Annotated in this window: 16 protein-coding genes; 10 read left to right on the top strand and 6 right to left on the bottom strand. The window is 65.0% G+C overall.

Annotated features, from left to right (window positions below; genetic code table 11):
- Positions 1-163: 163 nt before the first annotated feature.
- The 5 genes from acnA to DIE13_RS06665 form a co-directional block, all read right to left on the bottom strand.
- Positions 164-2,881, bottom strand: a complete 2,718-nt coding sequence (acnA, locus tag DIE13_RS06685) for an aconitate hydratase AcnA (RefSeq protein ID WP_124826405.1) — start codon at positions 2,879-2,881, stop codon at positions 164-166.
- A gap of 52 nt (positions 2,882-2,933) precedes the next feature.
- The gene (locus tag DIE13_RS06680; RefSeq protein WP_124826404.1) at positions 2,934-4,385 is read right to left on the bottom strand and encodes a bifunctional 2-methylcitrate dehydratase/aconitate hydratase; all 1,452 of its coding nucleotides are present in this window, start codon (positions 4,383-4,385) and stop codon (positions 2,934-2,936) included.
- Positions 4,386-4,405: 20 nt separating this feature from the next.
- Positions 4,406-4,915 carry a hypothetical protein gene (locus tag DIE13_RS06675; RefSeq protein ID WP_098552536.1) on the bottom strand — a complete coding sequence of 170 codons (510 nt, stop codon included), beginning with the start codon at positions 4,913-4,915 and terminating at the stop codon, positions 4,406-4,408.
- 215 nt (positions 4,916-5,130) lie between these two features.
- Positions 5,131-6,138: an HpcH/HpaI aldolase/citrate lyase family protein gene (locus DIE13_RS06670; protein ID WP_124826403.1), complete on the bottom strand. Its 1,008-nt coding sequence runs from the start codon at positions 6,136-6,138 to the stop codon at positions 5,131-5,133.
- Positions 6,139-6,321: 183 nt separating this feature from the next.
- Positions 6,322-7,308, bottom strand: coding sequence for a malate dehydrogenase (locus DIE13_RS06665; RefSeq protein ID WP_014899969.1), 987 nt, complete (start codon positions 7,306-7,308; stop codon positions 6,322-6,324).
- Between the two features lie 289 nt (positions 7,309-7,597).
- On the opposite strand from DIE13_RS06665, the gene DIE13_RS06660 reads away from it, so the two are divergent.
- The 7 genes from DIE13_RS06660 (at position 7,598) to gltA (ending at position 13,518) form a co-directional block, all read left to right on the top strand.
- Positions 7,598-8,422, top strand: coding sequence for a GntR family transcriptional regulator (locus DIE13_RS06660; protein WP_124826402.1), 825 nt, complete (start codon positions 7,598-7,600; stop codon positions 8,420-8,422).
- 170 nt (positions 8,423-8,592) lie between these two features.
- A complete protein-coding gene (gene sdhC, locus DIE13_RS06655; RefSeq protein ID WP_124826401.1) occupies positions 8,593-9,009 on the top strand; it encodes a succinate dehydrogenase, cytochrome b556 subunit in 417 nt (138 codons plus the stop codon).
- Between the two features lie 4 nt (positions 9,010-9,013).
- Entirely contained in the window at positions 9,014-9,382 is a 369-nt protein-coding gene (sdhD, locus tag DIE13_RS06650; protein WP_006399546.1) for a succinate dehydrogenase, hydrophobic membrane anchor protein, read from the top strand.
- 3 nt (positions 9,383-9,385) lie between these two features.
- On the top strand, positions 9,386-11,161 hold the full coding sequence (gene sdhA, locus DIE13_RS06645; RefSeq protein WP_124826400.1) for a succinate dehydrogenase flavoprotein subunit: 1,776 nt from the start codon (positions 9,386-9,388) through the stop codon (positions 11,159-11,161).
- Between the two features lie 21 nt (positions 11,162-11,182).
- A complete protein-coding gene (locus tag DIE13_RS06640; RefSeq protein WP_038570896.1) occupies positions 11,183-11,884 on the top strand; it encodes a succinate dehydrogenase iron-sulfur subunit in 702 nt (233 codons plus the stop codon).
- 6 nt (positions 11,885-11,890) lie between these two features.
- Positions 11,891-12,163: a succinate dehydrogenase assembly factor 2 gene (locus DIE13_RS06635; protein WP_011548107.1), complete on the top strand. Its 273-nt coding sequence runs from the start codon at positions 11,891-11,893 to the stop codon at positions 12,161-12,163.
- Between the two features lie 53 nt (positions 12,164-12,216).
- Positions 12,217-13,518 (top strand): citrate synthase, encoded by a 1,302-nt coding sequence (gene gltA, locus DIE13_RS06630; protein WP_096503987.1) that lies wholly within the window; start codon positions 12,217-12,219, stop codon positions 13,516-13,518.
- Between the two features lie 90 nt (positions 13,519-13,608).
- Here the strand turns inward: gltA and DIE13_RS06625 are convergent, their stop codons facing one another.
- Complete coding sequence (locus tag DIE13_RS06625; protein WP_124826399.1) at positions 13,609-14,592, bottom strand: AraC family transcriptional regulator; 984 nt, start codon at positions 14,590-14,592, stop codon at positions 13,609-13,611.
- 71 nt (positions 14,593-14,663) lie between these two features.
- On the opposite strand from DIE13_RS06625, the gene DIE13_RS06620 reads away from it, so the two are divergent.
- From DIE13_RS06620 to DIE13_RS06610, 3 genes are all read left to right on the top strand, one after another.
- Positions 14,664-15,053, top strand: coding sequence for a VOC family protein (locus tag DIE13_RS06620; RefSeq protein ID WP_124826398.1), 390 nt, complete (start codon positions 14,664-14,666; stop codon positions 15,051-15,053).
- A gap of 109 nt (positions 15,054-15,162) precedes the next feature.
- Positions 15,163-16,413, top strand: coding sequence for a DUF1479 domain-containing protein (locus DIE13_RS06615; RefSeq protein WP_124826397.1), 1,251 nt, complete (start codon positions 15,163-15,165; stop codon positions 16,411-16,413).
- A 219-nt stretch (positions 16,414-16,632) separates the two neighbouring features.
- On the top strand, positions 16,633-17,391 hold the full coding sequence (locus DIE13_RS06610; RefSeq protein WP_124826396.1) for a dimethylarginine dimethylaminohydrolase family protein: 759 nt from the start codon (positions 16,633-16,635) through the stop codon (positions 17,389-17,391).
- Positions 17,392-17,432: the final 41 nt, after the last annotated feature.

Raw genomic sequence — 17,432 nt, 5'->3', positions numbered from 1 at the left:
TGTCGGCGGGTGACGTCCCGCACGAATGCGGGGCGCCGCCGCGCGATCGACGCTGCGCCGGCCACCCGCCGACCAGCATGCAAAAAAAAGCCCGACACGAGGTCGGGCACCAAATCGGCCGCAGCCACCGCGAGGCGGCTGCGGCACCTGCAAAGGCGGACGCTTACGCTGCGAGCAGCGAGCGCAGCACGAACGGCAGGATCCCGCCGTGCTTGTAGTAGTCGACTTCGATCGGCGTATCGATGCGCAGCAGCACCGGCACGCGGATCGTTTCGCCGTTCTTGCGGTGGATCACGAGCGTGACGTCCTGCTGCGGCTTGAAGTCGTCGCCGAGGCCTTCGATGTCGTAGGTCTCTTCGCCAGTGATGCCGAGCGACTGCACGCTGTCCGAGCCCTTGAACTGCAGCGGCAGCACGCCCATGCCGACGAGGTTCGAGCGGTGGATGCGTTCGAAGCTGCGTGCGATCACGGCCTTCACGCCGAGCAACTGCGTGCCCTTTGCGGCCCAGTCGCGCGACGAGCCCGTGCCGTACTCTTCACCCGCGAACACGACGGTCGGCGTGCCGGCGTCGACGTACTTCATCGCCGCATCGTAGATCGACAGCTGTTCGCCGCTCGGCTGGTGGATCGTCAGGCCGCCTTCGACGCGCGTGCCGTCCGCCTTCGCCGGGATCATCAGGTTCTTGATCCGGACGTTCGCGAAGGTGCCGCGCATCATCACGTCGTGGTTGCCGCGGCGCGAGCCGTAGCTGTTGAAGTCGGCCTTCTGCACGCCGTTCTCCTTCAGCCACTTGCCTGCCGGCGAGTCTTCCTTGATCGAGCCCGCCGGGCTGATGTGGTCGGTCGTGACCGAGTCGCCGAAGATGCCCAGCGCGCGCGCGCCCTTGACCGTCGGGATCGATGCGGCCGGCTCCATCGAGAAGTCGTGGCCGAAGAACGGCGGCTCCGCGATGTAGGTCGACTTCGGCCAGTCGTAGACCTGGCCCGTCTCGCCCTCGATCTTGCTCCAGAGGTCGCCCTTCTTGGTCAGCTTCGAGTAGTTGTCCTCGAACTTCTTCGGGTCGAGCGCGAACTTCAGCAGCGCATGGACTTCGTCGCTCGTCGGCCAGATGTCGCCGAGGTAGATGTCGTAACCGTCCTTGCCCTTGCCGACCGGCTCGGTCATCAGGTCGCGCGTGATGTTGCCGGCGATCGCGTACGCGACGACGAGCGGCGGCGATGCGAGGAAGTTCGCGCGGATGTTCGGGTGGATACGCGCTTCGAAGTTACGGTTGCCGGACAGCACGGCTGCCGCGACGATGTCGTTCTTCGTGATCGCTTCGTTCAGTTCCGGCGTCAGGTCGCCCGCGTTGCCGATACAGGTCGTGCAGCCGTAGGCCGCGACTTCGAAACCGAGCTTTGCGAGGTAGGGCAGCAGGCCCGTCTTCGTCAGGTATTCGGTGACGATGCGCGATCCCGGCGCGAGCGACGTCTTGATGTGCGGCGCGACGGTCAGGCCGGCTTCGACGGCCTTCTTCGCGAGCAGGCCGGCAGCCAGCAGCACGCTCGGGTTCGACGTGTTCGTGCACGACGTGATCGCGGCGATCAGCACGTCGCCGTTCTTCACGTCGACGCCATTGCTCGTCGTGTACTGCGTGCCCAGATCTTCCGCCTTCTTCGCGAAGCCGTTTTCCGCGACCGGCTTCGAGAACAGGTCGGTGAACGTCGACTTGACGTTGCCGATTTCGATACGGTCCTGCGGGCGCTTCGGGCCGGCCAGCGACGGTGCGACCGTCGCGAGATCCAGCGTCACCGTCTTCGTGTAGTCGATGTCACCGGCCTTCGGAATGCCGAAGAGCTTCTGTGCCTTGAAGTAGTTCTCGAACGCGGCGATTTCGGCCTTCGTGCGGCCCGTGCCTTCGAAGTAGTCGATCGTCTTTTCGTCGACCGGGAAGAAGCCCATCGTCGCGCCGTATTCCGGCGCCATGTTGCCGATCGTTGCGCGGTCCGGCAGCGACAGCGACTTCGTGCCTTCGCCGAAGAATTCGACGAACTTGCCGACGACCTTCTCCTTGCGCAGCATTTCGGTGATCGTGAGCACCAGGTCGGTTGCCGTCACGCCTTCGCGCAGCTTGCCCTTCAGCTCGACGCCGACGACGTCCGGCGTCAGGAAATACACCGGCTGGCCGAGCATGCCGGCTTCAGCCTCGATGCCGCCCACGCCCCAGCCGACCACGCCGATGCCGTTGATCATCGTCGTGTGGCTGTCCGTGCCGACGAGGGTGTCCGGGTAGTACACGGTGTCGCCGCCGTCCGCCTTCTTGTGGACGCCGCGTGCCAGATACTCGAGGTTCACCTGGTGGACGATGCCCACGCCCGGCGGCACGACCTTGAACGTGTCGAACGCCTGCATGCCCCACTTCATGAACTGGTAGCGCTCGTTGTTGCGCTGGAATTCCAGCTTCATGTTCAGGTCGAGCGCGTCCTTCTGGCGGAAGTAGTCGATCTGGACCGAGTGATCGACGACGAGATCGACCGGGACCAGCGGCTCGATCTTCTTCGGATTCTTGCCCGTGCGCTCCGCGACGCCGCGCATGGCCGCGATGTCGGCGAGCAGCGGCACGCCCGTGAAGTCCTGCAGCACCACACGCGACACCACGAACGGAATCTCGTCGACGCGCTTCGCGGTCGGCTTCCAGTTCGCCAGCTGCTCGATGTGCTCTTCGGTGATCTTCTTGCCGTCGTAGTTGCGCAGCACGGACTCGAGCACGATACGGATCGACACCGGCAGGCGCTCGATCTTCGTCTTCAGTTCCTTGCCGAGCTGCGGCAGCGAGTAGAACTTGCCTTTGCCGGAACCGCTGTCGAATTCCTTGAGGGTCTTGTGGAGATTGTGGGCCATGGTGATTTTCCTGGGTTTAAGGCTAGGAAACAAAGAGTCTCGTATTTGACGGCTATATCACATACAAGTCGACGTACTCATCGACCGGCATCGCTTCGAGCTTTGCCTGATCCAGCGACACGTCGAGAATCGCTTGTTGCTGCTTTGCCGGGAAACGGCGGGCGAGGTTGGTCCTGAATTTTTCGACCAGGAGCGGGATGCCGTCTGCACGGCGTCGCTGATGGCCGATCGGGTATTCGACCGTCACTTCGGCAAGCTTCGATCCGTCCGCGAATTCGATCGTCAGCGCATTCGCGATCGATCGCCTGGCCGGGTCATGGTAATCCTTCGTGAACTGCGGGTCCTCGACGCACACCGTTTTCGCGCGCAGCGCGTCGATGCGCGGGTCGGCGGCGACCGAATCCTCGTAGTCGGCCGCGGTCAGCCGGCCGAACAGCAGCGGCACGGCGACCATGTACTGGATGCAGTGGTCGCGGTCGGCCGGATTGGCGAGCGGGCCCTGCTTGTCGATGATGCGGATCGCGGCCGCGTGCGTGCGGATCGTGATCCGGCTGATCTCGTCGGTCGTGCGGCCCGCGGCAGCGAGCTGCGCGTGCAGCTGCAGCGCGGCCTCGGCGGCCGTCTGTGCATGGAATTCGGCGGGGAACGCGATCTTGAACAGCACGTTCTCCATCACGTAGGTGCCGTACGGACGCTGGAAGCGGAACGGCTTCCCGTCGAACAGCACGTCGTAGAAGCCCCAGGTTTTTGCGGTGAGCGCCGACGGGTAGCCCATTTCACCCGTTTTCGCGATTAGCGCGAGGCGCACCGCGCGGGACGTGGCGTCGCCTGCCGCCCACGATTTGCGCGAACCGGTGTTCGGCGCATGACGATAGGTGCGCAGCGACTGGCCGTCGACGAACGCGTTGGACACCGCGTTGATCAGCTCGTCGCGCGTGAGCCCGAGCAGGCGCCCGACGACAGCCGTCGACGCGACCTTCACGAGCAGCACGTGGTCGAGCCCGACGGCATTGAATGAATTCTCGAGTGCCAGGCAGCCCTGGATTTCGTGGGCCTGGATCATCGCGACGAGCACGTCGCGCATGGCAAGCGGCTTCCTGCCGGCCGCGACGGCCGTGCGGGACAGCCAGTCGGCCGTCGCCAGGATCCCGCCGAGATTGTCGGACGGGTGGCCCCATTCGGCGGCGAGCCAGGTGTCGTTGAAGTCCAGCCAGCGGATCATCGCGCCGATGTCGAAAGCGGCCTGGACGGGATCGAGCTGGAAGGACGTGCCGGGCACCTTCGCACCGTTCGGTACGATCGTGCCGGGCACGACGGGGCCGAGCAGCTTGGTGCAGGCAGGGTAGGACAGCGCCTCGAGTCCGCATCCGAGCGTGTCGATCAGGCAATGACGCGCCGTCTCCAGCGCGAGCGCGCTGTCGATGCCGGTGTTCAGCACGTAGTCGACGATATCGACGAGTACCGAATCCGGCGCAGGGCGGACGTTGGAGACGGGGGCGGACATCGAGGGTCTGGGAGACGCGCTTAGTTCGTGGCCGGCTTCAGCTCGTTCGACTGCGTCGGCGCTGCGGCGCCTTGCGCCATTTCCGGCGTCACGCACTCGTCGGCGAGACGCTCGCCGCCGTTCGCGTCGGTGAACAGCATCGCCTTGGTCGGGATCACGATCAGCTTGAAGCCGTTGGCCGGATCGTAGAACGTATCGGCGCCCGTCGTCGTGGCCTGACGCGGCAGCTTGTAGTTCTTCTTCGCCCAGTGAACCGTGACGACCTGGTCGCGCTTCATGTCGCCGGCGAGATCGAACGACAGACCGTCCTTGCACGACCACTTGACCGCGCCGTCCGGCACCGGATCGACCTTGGCAGCGGCACGCGCCTGGGCTTTCTTGCTGCGCGGGATGATGCGTTTGGCCGGCGCCGGGCGTTTGGCCGTCTTCTTCGCGGTCGTGGTCGTACCCTGGGCGAACGCGCTCGGAGCCGACACCAGCATCGTGGCGGACAATGCGCCGATGGCGGTAGCGATCAGGAGTTTCTTCATGGAGTCAGAACCTTTCGATAATCAGTTGACAAGGGCCGGCATCCGCCGGCCGGTTTGAAACTGCACGCGCCCCGGAAGCGCGCAGCGGCCGCTATTTTCACCTATTTGGCCACGCATATTTCAGGTTTTCGGGCTCCGTTACGTTTTTTGTCGTTTCGCAAACCTGTATCGGGTTCACGCTCCGGGGATTCGATGAAATCCGTGTGTCGGCGTGGTCACCGGGCCACTCCGGCCGCGCTCGGGCCGAACAGCGGGGTGGCCTCGGCCGGCACGGGCTGGCCGGTCGCCCGCGCGCGGCGCAGCACCGACCAGTAATAGCGGTAGCTCGCGCGGTCGTGCAAGGTATCGCCGTGGCGCGTCGGGCCCCAGTCGGCCGCCTGTGCGGCCAGCAGGATCCCGGTGGCCAGCTCGACTTCGTCGGTGCGCGGTGCGAACGCGTCGACGATCGGGCGAACCTGCGCGGGGTGGATGCTCCACATCCGCGTGAACGCGAATTCGTCGCGCGCGCGGCGTGCATCGCCGGCCACGACGCTCATGTCGCGTACTTCGGTCGTCACGTTGTGCGACGGCGTCTTGCCGTGTGCGTGGCAGGCCGCGGCGATTTCCAGCTTCGCACGGCGCACGAGCGGGTGGTCGAACTGGCCGGGCGAGCGCATCGCCGCATCGGGGATCGCGCCATGATGCGCGGACACGAAGTCCATCAGCCCGAAGCTCAGCGTGCCGACCAGCGGCAGCGCGGCGAGGGCGGCCGCCTGCGCGAGCGCGCCGTGCGTCTCGACCAGCACGTCGACCGGAATCGGTTGCGCGAGGCCGAGCTCGCGGCGCGTGCCTTCGATGAACGCGACCATCTCGGCTGCGTCGGCGGCGCTCGCGATCTTCGGTAGCGTGATGTAGGCCGGCGCACGGGCGGCGCGCAACACGATGCGCACGTCGTCGCGCCAGTGGGAATGGGAAAAATCGTGGATGCGTACGCCGACCCGCCCGAAGCGGTTTTCGGCGCTGCCGAGGAATTCGGCGACGAGCTGCGCGTGCGCGGCCTCCTGGCCGACGGCCGCGCCGTCCTCGCAGTCGAGCGTAATGTCGAATACGGGGCCGAGCTCGGCCTGGAGCGCGAGCGACTTGCGCATCAGCTTCTCGCTGCCCGCGTAGTGATCGCAGCAGGGCAGGATCGCGGGCGGGGACGCCCCGTCGTACAGCACTTGTGCAGGAGTGAGCGCGGACATCTCTTCTACGTCCAGGAAGCGGGCAACGTGGAGAAAATCGGATTCGGGCGCGTTCTGGGCCGGCGCGCGGGGCGCCTGGTGCGGCAAAACGTGCCCGGATCGGATCGGGCGGCGGCGCATGCATGCCCCGCCGCCCATGCCGTGACCGGGCCGCCCGCAGGCGGCCCGGCAGTGCATCCCTGCTTAGTTCTTCAGCAGGTGAGCGACGCCGTCGCGCTCTTCGAGCAGCTCGGCCAGCGTGCCGTCCATCTTCTCGCGCGAGAACGCGTCGATTTCCAGGCCTTCGATACGCTTGTACTCGCCGTTTTCGCAAACGACCGGCACGCCGTAGATGATGTCTTCAGGGATGCCGTACGAGCCGTCCGACGGGATACCCATCGTAACCCACTTGCCGTTCGTGCCGAGCACCCAGTCACGGACGTGGTCGATCGCCGCGTTGGCTGCCGATGCGGCCGACGACAGGCCGCGCGCTTCGATGATCGCCGCGCCGCGCTTGCCGACGGTCGGGATGAACGTGTCGCGGTTCCACACGTCGTCGTTGATCAGCTTCAGCAGCGATTCGCCTTCGACGGTCGCGAAGCGGAAGTCCGGGTACATCGTCGGCGAGTGGTTGCCCCACACTGCGAGCTTCTCGATCGATGCGACCGGCTTGCCCGACTTGGCTGCCAGTTGCGACAGCGCACGGTTGTGGTCGAGGCGCAGCATGGCCGTGAAGTTCTTCTTCGGCAGATCCGGAGCCGACTTCATTGCGATGTATGCGTTGGTGTTTGCCGGGTTGCCGACGACCAGCACCTTGACGTCGCGGCTCGCGACTTCGTTCAGTGCGGCGCCCTGGACCGTGAAGATCTCGGCGTTTGCCGACAGCAGGTCCTTGCGCTCCATGCCCTTCGAGCGCGGACGTGCGCCGACCAGCAGTGCGACGTCTGCATCCTTGAATGCAACCTTCGGATCATCGGTGATCACGACGCCCGCGAGCAGCGGGAACGCGCAATCGTCGAGTTCCATCACGACGCCTTTGACGGCGGCTTGGGCTTGCGGGAGGTCGAGCAGTTGCAGGATGACCGGCTGGTCCTTGCCGAGCAGGTCGCCGTTCGCGATGCGGAACAGCAGGGAGTAAGCGATTTGACCTGCGGCGCCGGTGACGGCAACGCGCTTTGCGGGCTTAGCCATTGAAAATCTCCAGGACGGGTGAAGCGGTGGACGCGAGGCAAAAACGCCATTCTATGCGCGTTATGCGTAGCGTTGCATTGAAGCAGGGCTGGGGACTCGCGAAAGGCAGACGCGGTGAACCTGGAGACGGCCGTGGCACGTAGCCGGGGACGCGTATTTGCACCTGCGAACCCTTGCTCGCCCCGGAGTGTAGGAGCCGTCGGGCCCAAAGTCAACGGTATCATATGTCTTATATAAGACAGATGTTTTGCGGAATTTGAGTGGACGAAAAAGCGCGGTTTGTGATGAAATGCGCGCCATGACATCGAACCAGGCGAACAACGCGAATCCGACCGGCGCAGGCAGCCAAGGGCAGCCGGGCGCGGGCGATTCCGTGCCGACGCCTGCCGCTTCTCCGTCGCCGACTTTCAGTCCGTTATACCAGCAGATCAAGTCATTGATCACGCAAAGTCTCGAAACCGGTGAATGGAAGCCGGGCGAGATCATCCCGAGCGAAGTGGAGCTTGCGGCCCGTTACAAGGTCAGCCAGGGCACCGTTCGCAAGGCGATTGACGAACTGGCCGCCGAAAACCTCGTGGTTCGCCGGCAGGGCAAGGGTACTTTTGTTGCAACGCACAACGAAGATCGCGCGCAGTTCCGCTTCCTTCGTTTGCTGGCCGACGACGGTGCCGAGCACCCGCACGTGAGCCGCCTGCTCGAATGCCGGCGCCTGCGCGCGCCGGCCGAGATCGCGCGGCAACTCGACCTGAAGCCGGCCGATCCGGTCGTGCAGGTGCGGCGCCTGCTGGAATTCGACAGCGAAGTGACGGTGCTCGACGAAATCTGGCTGCCGGGCGCGATGTTCCGGGGGCTCACGTTCGAGCGGCTCAGCGAGTACAAGGGGCCGCTCTACGCGATGTTCGAGACGGAGTTCGGCACGCGGATGATCCGCGCGACGGAAAAGATCCGCGCCGTGGCGGCGGAGCCGGCCGTGGCCGACCTGCTGCACGTGCCGGCGGGTTTCCCATTGCTTTCGGTCGAGCGCGTGTCCTATACATATGGCGACCGGCCAGTGGAAGTGCGACGCGGCTGGTATGTCACAACCGGGTATTACTATCAGAATGACTTGAGCTGACGACGTATCGGCACAAGCAGCGTGCATGCGGGTTTCCCACCTTCACGTAGCACGTTTCGGGCCGCCTTTATTCTCGTTCGCGTAACGATCCAGAGCAGACTTTCGCTGCAGCGCGATATAAAAAGGCGCTAAAATTGCGGATTAGTGTGACAACATAGTAGGGGTCTAGCATGACTGACGCAGTAAGAAAGCCGAGGCCGGAATACCGGAACATCGGATTCGGCGATATCACGATGAAATACCGCATGCCGCTGGCAGCGATATTGTCGATCCTCCATCGAATCAGCGGCGCGCTGCTGTTCCTGTTCCTGCCGTTCCTGCTGTTCCTCTTCGACCAGAGCCTCACCTCCGAGCTCAGCTTCGAAGTCTTCAAGGCTTTCCTCTCCAACATCGTCGTCAAGTTGATCGTCCTCGCGCTGTCGTGGGCGTTCTTCCACCATTTCTGCGCCGGCATTCGCCACCTGCTGATGGACGTCAACCACGACGCCGTCACGAAGGAAGGCGGCAAGCGGACGGCAGTCGTCGTCTTTGTCGTCTCGATCGCCCTGACGATCGCCATGGCACTCAAACTGTTCGGAGCATTCTAAGAAAATGGCAGCCAACAACCGAATCGGCTCGAAGCGCCTCGTCGTCGGCGCTCATTATGGTCTGCGCGACTGGCTTGCGCAGCGCGTCACCGCCACGATCATGGCGGTCTACACGGTCATTCTGCTCGTCCTGTTCTTCGGCGCGCATGATTTCTCGTACGAAGGCTGGGCATCGATCTTCTCCGCACAATGGATGAAGCTCGCGACCTTCGTGACGCTGCTTTCCCTCTTCTACCACGCATGGGTCGGCGTGCGCGACATCTGGATGGACTACGTGAAGCCCGTCGGTGTGCGCCTGCTGCTGCAATCGCTGACCATCGTCTGGCTGCTCGCATGTGCGGGCTACGCCGCGCAGATTCTCTGGAGAGTGTAAAGAATGGCTGCAATCAAAACTTCCCTGCCGCGCCGCAAGTTCGACGTGGTGATCGTCGGCGCGGGCGGCTCGGGCTTGCGCGCAGCGCTGCAACTGTCGCGCGCGGGCCTGTCGGTCGGCGTGCTGTCGAAGGTGTTCCCGACGCGTTCGCACACGGTGGCCGCGCAGGGCGGCATCGGCGCCTCGCTCGGCAACATGAGCGAAGACAACTGGCACTTCCACTTCTACGACACGATCAAGGGTTCCGACTGGCTCGGCGACCAGGACGCGATCGAGTTCATGTGCCGCGAAGCACCGAACGTCGTGTACGAACTGGAACACTTCGGCATGCCGTTCGACCGTAACGCCGACGGCACGATCTACCAGCGTCCGTTCGGCGGCCACACCGCGAACTACGGCGAGAAGCCCGTCCAGCGCGCTTGCGCGGCTGCCGACCGTACCGGTCACGCGCTGCTGCACACGCTGTACCAGCAGAACGTCGAAGCGAAGACGCAGTTCTTCGTCGAGTGGATGGCGCTCGACCTGATCCGCGACGCCGACGGCGACGTGCTGGGCGTGACGGCCCTCGAGATGGAGACGGGTGACGTCTACATCATGGAAGGCAAGACGACGCTGTTCGCGACGGGCGGCGCAGGCCGGATCTTCGCGGCATCGACCAACGCGTTCATCAACACCGGCGACGGCCTCGGCATGGCAGCCCGCTCGGGCATCGCGCTGCAGGACATGGAGTTCTGGCAGTTCCACCCGACCGGCGTGGCCGGTGCGGGCGTGCTGATCACCGAAGGCGTGCGCGGCGAAGGCGGCATTCTGCGCAATGCGAACGGCGAGCGTTTCATGGAGCGCTACGCACCGACGCTGAAGGATCTGGCGCCGCGTGACTTCGTGTCGCGTTCGATGGACCAGGAAATCAAGGAAGGCCGCGGCGTCGGTCCGAACAAGGACCACGTGCTGCTCGACCTGTCGCACATCGGCGCAGAGACGATCATGAAGCGTCTGCCGTCGATCCGCGAAATCGCGCTGAAGTTCGCGAACGTCGATGCGATCAAGGAGCCGATCCCGGTCGTCCCGACGATCCACTACCAGATGGGCGGCATCCCGACCAACATCCACGGTCAGGTCGTCGGCACGTCGCGCGATCACAAGGAACCGGTCAACGGCTTCTACGCAGTGGGCGAATGCTCGTGCGTGTCCGTGCACGGCGCGAACCGTCTCGGCACGAACTCGCTGCTGGACCTCGTGGTGTTCGGCCGTGCGGCCGGCAACCACATCGTCGAGCACGTGAAGAACCAGAAGGAACACAAGCCGCTGCCGGCTGATGCAGGCGAATTCTCGCTGGCACGCCTGGCGAAGCTCGAGAAGTCGAGCTCGGGCGAGTACACGCAGGACGTCGCGAACGACATCCGTTCGACGATGCAGAAGCATGCAGGCGTGTTCCGCACGTCGGCGCTGCTCAAGGAAGGTGTCGAGCAGATGGCCGACCTGAAGGCCCGCGTGGAAAACATCCACCTGAAGGACAAGTCGAAGGTGTTCAACACCGCGCGCGTCGAAGCGCTCGAGCTGGAGAACCTGATCGAAGTGGCCCGCGCGACGATGGTGTCGGCGGAAGCGCGCAAGGAAAGCCGTGGCGCGCACGCACACAGCGATTACGAACACCGCGACGACGACAACTGGCTGCGCCACACGCTGTGGTACAGCGAAGGCGATCGCCTCGACTACAAGCCGGTTCAAATGAAGCCGCTGACGGTCGAATCCGTGCCGCCGAAGCCGCGCACGTTCTAAGCCGAGTCAAAGGAATCCGAAATGGCAAAACGCATTTTTGAAGTCTACCGCTACGATCCGGACAAGGACGCGGCACCGCGCATGCAGACGTACGAGCTCGAGATCAAGCATGAACGCATGCTGCTCGACGCACTGGTCAAGCTGAAGGCAGTGGACGAGACGCTGTCGTTCCGCCGCTCGTGCCGTGAGGGCGTGTGCGGTTCGGACGCGATGAACATCAACGGCAAGAACGGTCTCGCGTGCCTGACGAACCTGAACGACCTGCCGCAGAAGATCGTGCTGCGCCCGCTGCCGGGCCTGCCCGTCGTGCGCGACCTGATCGTCGACATGACGCACTTCTTCAACCAGTATCACTCGATCAAGCCGTACCTGATCAACGACGCGCCGCCGCCGGAGAAGGAGCGCCTCCAGTCGCCGGAAGAACGCGACGAGCTCGACGGCGTGTACGAGTGCATTCTGTGCGCGAGCTGCTCGACGTCGTGCCCGAGCTTCTGGTGGAACCCGGACAAGTTCGTCGGCCCGGCCGGCCTGCTGCAGGCTTACCGCTTCATCGCGGATAGCCGCGACACCGCCACCGGCGAGCGTCTCGACAACCTGGAAGATCCGTACCGTCTGTTCCGTTGCCACACGATCATGAACTGCGTCGACGTTTGCCCGAAGGGCCTGAACCCGACGAAGGCGATCGGCAAGATCAAGGAACTGATGGTTCGCCGCGCGGTTTAAGGTCGTATGAGCGACGATTCGCATCAATCCGACCCGCACCGTCGCGCGCGCCTTCGCTGGCGCGCGCGACGGGGTCTGCTGGAGAACGACATCGTTTTCGAACGGTTCTTCGGCAGATACGAGCATGACCTCACCGATGCAGACGTAGGCGCGTTGTCGCGCCTGCTCGATCTGAGCGACAACGACCTGATGGACTTGCTCCTCGCGCGCAAGGAACCAGAAGGCGACCTAGACAGCCCGGATATTCACCGGCTGTTGGAGATGCTGCGCAACGTGTAACGCGTTACGCCCGTTATCGAATCCCGTTTCTTTATTTCGATTGAGGATGTGCCATGACTCCGTCTGATGTTAAAGCCACGCTATCGTTCAGCGACAACTCGCCGAGCGTCGAAATGCCGATCTACAAGGGCACGATGGGCCCGGACGTAATCGACATCCGCAAGCTGTACGGCCAGACCGGCAAGTTCACGTATGACCCGGGCTTCATGTCGACGGCAGCTTGTAATTCGGCGATCACGTACATCGACGGCGACAAGGGCGAACTGCTGTACCGCGGCTACCCGATCGACAACCTCGCGCAAAACGCGGACTTCCTCGAGTCCTGCTATCTGCTGCTGAAGGGTGAACTGCCGAATGCAGCGCAGAAGAAGGAATTCGTCGACACCGTCACGAAGCACACGATGGTGCACGAGCAGATGCACTTCTTCTTCCGCGGCTTCCGTCGCGATGCGCACCCGATGGCAGTGCTGGTGGCGGCCGTCGGCGCACTGTCGGCGTTCTATCACGACTCGCTCGACATCAACGACCCGCGTCACCGCGAAGTGTCGGCGATCCGCATGATCGCGAAGCTGCCGACGCTCGTCGCGATGGCGTACAAGTTCAGCATCGGCCAGCCGTTCGTGTATCCGAAGAACGAGCTGTCGTACAGCGCGAACTTCATGCACATGATGTTCTCGAACCCGTGCGAAGAGTACAAGGTCAACGACGTGCTCGTCCGCGCACTCGACCGTATCCTGATCCTGCACGCCGATCACGAGCAGAACGCATCGACGTCGACCGTCCGTCTGGCCGGCTCGTCGGGCGCGAACCCGTTTGCATGTATCGCAGCCGGTATCGCCTGTCTGTGGGGCCCGGCGCACGGTGGTGCGAACGAAGCCGCGCTGAACATGCTCGAGCAGATCGGCTCGCCGGACAACATTCCCGAATTCATCAAGCAGGTGAAGGACAAGAATTCGGGCGTGAAGCTGATGGGCTTCGGTCACCGTGTGTACAAGAACTACGACCCGCGTGCGAAGCTGATGCGCGAAACGTGCTACGAAGTGCTGAACGAACTGGGCCTGCACGACGACCCGCTGTTCAAGCTCGCGATGCAGCTCGAGAAGATCGCGCTGGAAGACGAGTACTTCGTGTCGCGCAAGCTGTACCCTAACGTCGACTTCTACTCGGGTATCGTTCAGCGCGCGCTGGGCATCCCGACGTCGATGTTCACGTGTATCTTCGCAATGGCACGTACGGTCGGCTGGATCGCACAGTGGAACGAAATGATTGCCGATCCCGAGCAGAAGATCGGCCGTCCGCGTCAGCTGTTCATCGGCGACACGCCGCGCGAAGCGAAGCCGATCAGCGCACGTTAAGTCGTGCGTGGCGCGAACGGCCGCGAGGCCGCTCGCGTCCGGCAGGCGCAACGCCTCGACACCCCGGTGGGTCATCCCGCCGGGGTGTTTTCATTTGTGCGGCCGAAGCCGGCCCGATCCGGTGCGGTGTTCCAGCGACGGCGGCCGCGTATCGAGCGGCGACGCGCCGTTATCGGGCGCGTGGCCGTGCTGCACGAAGAACTGCCGGTATGCGCCCGGTGTCATCCCGCGCGCGGCAAGAAACTGGCGGTTGAAGTTCGCCGCGTTCGGAATGCCGCAGCGCACGGCCACCGTCGCGATCGGCCAGTCGGTGCCGACCAGATGCCGGCACGCATGCGCGAGCCGCAGCCGCTGCACGTAGCGGCCGACGCTTTCGCCGAGGTGCCGCACGAAGAGCCGCTGCAGCGTGCGTTCGGACATGTGTGCCGCCGCGGCGAGTGCGTCGACGCGCAGCGGTTCGTGGAAGTGCCGGTCGATCGTATCGAGCACGCGGTCGAGGCGTTCGGCCTCCGGCGCGGCGACGTCGGCGGCCACGGACGTGGCTGGTGCAGCGGGCCGGCCATACGCCTGCGCGGTGGCGAGCGGCTCGCCGCCGGCTTCCGCGAGATCGGCGAGCGTGTCGAGTGCGGCCGCGAGGCGGATGCGCGGCGATGGATCGAGCAACTGCGGCAGCCGTGCGCGCATCGCGCGGGCCGTGCCGGCTGCAAAGCTCAGCCCGGGCGTCGCGCGCCGCAGCAGCGAGCGCAGCGGCGCGTACTCGGGGCAGCAGTCGGCCATGCGTCGCGCCCAGTCGCCATCGAACCAGACGACGAGCGCGACTTCGGGCGCATCGCGATCGATGCGCGCGTTCGACGACCACGTATGCGGCAGGTTGGGCGGTACGAGTACCAGGTCCTCGTCCGCGTAGCTGGCGACGTGATCGCCGACGAAGCGCCGGCCGCGGCTGTTGAGCGTCAGCGTCAGTTCGTATTCGGGATGGCGGTGCCATTCGAACGGAATGCGCGCGAGCTGGCGGTGGTACACGCGGATCGAACAGCCGGGGGCGAACGTCACGTGCTCATACTGCGGTTTCATCGCGGCCTCCAGCGGGAGCAGACAACGCGCCGTGGCATGATCGTGAGCATTCGTCACGACGGAGCGATGCCATGTTTTCACATGTTTGCGTGGGTGTCGGCGATACCGCGCGCGCGTACGACTTCTATGCGCCGCTGCTCTCGGCACTCGGGCTGCGTCTGAAGTTCAGCGAGCCGGACGGCTGGTCGGGCTGGATGCCGGCCGATACCGACCGTCCGCTGTTCTTCTTCGGCCGCCCGCTCGACGGCCGCACGCCGGAACCGGGCAACGGCCATACGATCGCGTTCGCCGCGCAGACGCGCGCGCAGGTCGATCGCTGCCATGCGCTCGCACTGCAGCAGGGCGGCACCTGCGAAGGGCCGCCGGGGCTGCGGCCGCATTATCACCCCGACTATTACGGTGCGTATTTCCGCGACCCGGACGGCAACAAGCTATGCGTGGCGTGTCACCGGGCCGAATGATATCGGTTGTCAGGATTGTATCGATTGTTGGCTGAATAGTGTCGTTGCAGGACGCGCGGCGGCCGTACGCTGAGCACTTGTCACGACACGATTCAGCGAGGAGACAACGATGCACCTGACGATTGACGATCTGCCCGTCGCGATTGGCGCGGCGAAACAGGCGCTGCGCGCCGATCTGCCCGGCTACGCGGCCACGTTCCGCGAACTGGAGGGCGACATCGCGCGACAGGTCGACGCGATCCGCCGCGCGCACGCGCACGGCCACGATGTGATTCCGGTGCTGCAATTCGCGGATATCGCGAACGGCACGGTCGATCCGGGCGCGATTGCCGCGATCCGCACGCGCGGCGCGGCGGTGATCCGCGGGGTGTTCGACGCGCGGCAGGCGCGCGACTGGAACGACGAGATCTGCGCCTATCTGGAGTCGAACCGCTTTGCCGAGCGTCTGCATGCGCGCGCGGAGGATCGCTACTTCGGCAACCTCGCGTCGAGCAAGCCGCAGATCTTTGGCGTCTACTGGTCGAAGCCGCAGGTGGCCGCGCGCCAGTCGCCGGCACTCACGCAGGCACGCGTGTTCCTGAACCGCCTGTGGCGCCATGCGGACGGCGCGCGCTCACATTTCGATCCCGATCAGGTGCCGGCCTACGCGGACCGGATCCGCCGCCGGCCGCCCGGTTCGACGTCGCTCGGGCTGTCGCCGCACGTCGACGGCGGCTCGGTCGAACGCTGGCTCGGCGCGAATTTCCGGCAGGTTTACCGACACGTGCTGGCCGGCCGGTGGCGCGATTACGATCCGTTCGACGCGGCGTTCCGCCCGGAGGTCGAGGAGATTCCGTCGCCGGCCGTGTGCTCGATGTTCCGCACGTTCCAGGGCTGGACCGCGCTGACGCCGCAAGGGCCCGGCGACGGCACGCTGCAGCTGATTCCGGTCGCGAACGCAATGGCGTATGTCGTGCTGCGCGCGCTGCAGGACGACGTCGCCGACGATGACCTGTGCGGCGCACGTCCGGGCCGCGCGTTGTCGATCCTGCCGGAATGGCATGCGCTGCTGCTCGACGCGCTGGTGCCGATCCCGCACATGGAGCCGGGCGATGCGGTGTTCTGGCATTGCGACGTCGTGCACGCGGTCGAGGATGCGCATCGCGGCAGCGGGGACAGCAACGTGATGTACATCGCGGCCGCGCCCGGTTGCGCGAAGAACGATGCATACCTGCAGCGCCAGCGGCTCGCGTTCCTGCGCGGCGACAGCCCGCCCGATTTCCCGGCAGACCATTTCGAGGTCGACTTCGACGGGCGGGCAGTGGTGGGCGATCTCACCGCACCCGGCCGCGCGCAGATGGGGTTCGAGCCGCTCGCGTAACGGTTGCGACGCGTCGCGCAGGTACCTTCGGCGGCCGTTTGAGCCGCCGTCGGAGGCGGCCTGCCGAATCCGCTGCATCGCGCATGCAATTCGACGCGATCGGCTGCGGACACCCGCGAAATCGACGCGAATTGCGCAATTTGGCTTCCGATAATGGTCCGGACACAACGCAGCTGCCCCGTGCGCCGCATGGGGGAAGCGATGACCATGGAGAAGTCGATGCAATTCACGCAAGCGATCGTTCGCCGTCCCGCGCCGTCCTGTGGCGCGGGTCTCACCACCGCCGTGCTCGGTGCGCCGGACTACGACAAGACGCTCACGCAGTTCCACGCATACTGCGACGCGCTGCGCGGGCTCGGCGTCGAGCTGACCGAGCTGCCGCCGCTGGACGCGTTCCCCGATTCGCACTTCGTCGAGGACGTCGCCGTCGTGACGCCCGAATTCGCGGTGATCACGCGACCCGGCGCGCCGGCACGGCGCGGCGAGACGGCGCATATCGAAGCGGCGCTCGGCGCGCATCGCGACCTGCTGCCGATGCAGGCAGGCCGTCTCGATGGCGGCGACGTGATGCTGGTCGGCAAGCGCTTCTACATCGGCCTGACGAGCCGCACCGACGCCGAAGGCATCGCCGCGTTCGAATCGCTGGTGTCGCGCTACGGCTATTCGGTCGTCGCGGTGCCGGTCGGCGCCGGCCTGCACCTGAAGTCGGTCGTCAACGCGCTCGGCGACGACACGCTGCTCGTGACGGAGGCGCTGGCCGCACATCCGGCGTTCGCCGACTATCGCCGGATCGCGATCTCGACCGCCGACGAATATGCGGGCAACACGCTGCGCGTGAACGGCACGCTGATCACGCCGGCCGGCTATCCGCGCGTGCACGACGCGATCGGCTCGCTCGGGCTGCCGCTGCACGTGATCGACACGAGCGAGTTCCGCAAGATGGACGGCGGCCTGACCTGCCTGTCGCTGCGGTTCTAGCCGATTGGCGCGCGTCCGCTTCGGCCGGATAATGTGGCCCC

Source organism: Burkholderia sp. Bp9016, assembly GCF_003857765.1.
Lineage (GTDB): Bacteria > Pseudomonadota > Gammaproteobacteria > Burkholderiales > Burkholderiaceae > Burkholderia.
The sequence above is the reverse complement of the archived record's forward strand: the minus strand, read 5'-3'. Positions and strand labels throughout refer to the sequence as shown.